Below are 1,376 nucleotides of genomic sequence, written 5' to 3'. Positions count from 1 at the left end.
CGCGGAAAAGCGCCCAACAGCGGCCACATCGCCGCTTAGGCCGCCAAAACCTCATCGCCGTGCATCAAGGCGGCTAGTTGACGAGGAAGGGCGGTTTTCTGGCGGCGGGGCCCTTCAATGGAGCCAGACGAGACAGACCTCCAATCAGACAATCCGAAGCTGATCGGCTGATGACTTGCCGGAACGTTGGTCCTGCATCAGTTCGTAGCTGACCTTCTGGCCCTCGTTGAGGCCCCGCAGGCCGGCGCGCTCCACGGCAGAAATATGCACGAACACATCCGCTCAAAGCAGCGCGGGCGCTGGAATACGAAGATGAGCAGGCCGATGGTAAGGTATGAATCAGCCCCCCGAATGTTTGCTGCTCGTGCAGCCCAATAGTCATCGCGAGACGCTAAGGCGCGGCCGGATGTCCAAGAAAATCAGAGTTTCGGAGACCAAGCCAACCTATCAGGTGGTCGCCGCAGTTGACGGCAGGGGCAAACCTTGGAGGGTCGTCTTATCGACCGCCGACCGCGAATATGCGGTTGCCACACTTGAGCAGTTCAAGGAGGCCGGCGTGCCGGTCCCCCTTGATGAACCTCCCGTCAAGAATCCGCGCAACAAACGCCCCGGGAAGCGCCATTGCTGCCAAGCAGGTTCATCGCGATTGCATGATGTTGACCAGTCAGCATTTGTGGTGAAAGGGGCCTGGGCGGAAGCCCAAGCCCCTTTCGATTACGCGGCGATGAAACCGCGACGGCGAGCGTCGTCGGCATAAGCCGAAATGGGCTTGCTGGCGACAAAGGTCATGTCGTAATCGACAAGGCTGCCAAGCGGCCCGCGCAAGCTGTCGAGGTCCGACAAGGCGACATAGCCGAGCTCCGGGCATCCCATGCCAAGGTCACATAACCTGAAGAACTGTTCGGAGTCGCGGTCGAACTCGGTAAGGAGCCAAGTAGCCCGGCCGGTCGGCACAATAAGCTTCACGACGGGCTTGTGATCAAGCTCGGGCTGTTCGACCTCGCGGGCAACGCAATTCGCTTGGTGATTGCGCTCCAGGCGGGCGATCATTTCTGCAGGAAGGCGTGAAAGTAGTGTCATGGTAGGATCTCCTTTCGTCTCGATGACGGAAGGGCCGTAGTTCACGTGCGAAGCGGGTCAGGGACCGCGCAGCGGCCGCCGGCGGCGGGCGGCGTGATCCCGCGGAACGTCAAGATCGTGGTCGCCGATCAGGTTTACATCGACAGGGCAGAACTTCCGCCGGCCCTGATTGCGCAGCTTATCCGTCTGGCGGCTTTCCAGAACCCGGAGTTCTATCGTGCCCAGGCCATGCGGTTGCCGACATTCGGAAAGCCTCGGGTTGTCTCATGCGCCGAGCTCTATCCCCAGCATGTTGC

3 protein-coding genes and 1 pseudogene are annotated in these 1,376 nt (G+C 60.6%); 2 read left to right on the top strand and 2 right to left on the bottom strand.

All coding sequences use genetic code 11. The features are described from left to right. Nucleotides 1-144 precede the first annotated feature (144 nt). Nucleotides 145-282: pseudogene (locus tag IQ26_RS39005) on the bottom strand (cold-shock protein); the annotation flags it as partial. Nucleotides 283-406: 124 nt separating this feature from the next. Here IQ26_RS39005 and IQ26_RS39000 point away from each other — a divergent pair. Continuing rightward, nucleotides 407-757, top strand: coding sequence for a hypothetical protein (locus IQ26_RS39000; RefSeq protein ID WP_145723593.1), 351 nt, complete (start codon nt 407-409; stop codon nt 755-757). Here the strand turns inward: IQ26_RS39000 and IQ26_RS38995 are convergent. Next, nucleotides 715-1,080: a DUF2958 domain-containing protein gene (locus tag IQ26_RS38995; protein ID WP_240547490.1), complete on the bottom strand. Its 366-nt coding sequence runs from the start codon at nt 1,078-1,080 to the stop codon at nt 715-717. The genes IQ26_RS39000 and IQ26_RS38995 overlap by 43 nt on opposite strands. 93 nt (nt 1,081-1,173) lie before the next feature. On the opposite strand from IQ26_RS38995, the gene IQ26_RS40205 reads away from it, so the two are divergent. Then, nucleotides 1,174-1,376: hypothetical protein (locus IQ26_RS40205; protein ID WP_240547489.1), on the top strand; the 203-nt coding region annotated here is incomplete at its 3' end.

Source organism: Mesorhizobium tianshanense (genome assembly GCF_007830515.1).
In the GTDB taxonomy this organism is placed as follows: domain Bacteria; phylum Pseudomonadota; class Alphaproteobacteria; order Rhizobiales; family Rhizobiaceae; genus Mesorhizobium; species Mesorhizobium tianshanense.
The sequence above is the reverse complement of the archived record's forward strand: the minus strand, read 5'-3'. Positions and strand labels throughout refer to the sequence as shown.

Excerpts from the sequence above, each read along its gene's own strand:
- IQ26_RS38995 (WP_240547490.1), bottom strand. The coding sequence starts at position 1,080 with ATGACACTACTTTCACGCCTTCCTGCAGAAATGATCGCCCGCCTGGAG.
- IQ26_RS39000 (WP_145723593.1), top strand. The coding sequence starts at position 407 with ATGTCCAAGAAAATCAGAGTTTCGGAGACCAAGCCAACCTATCAGGTG.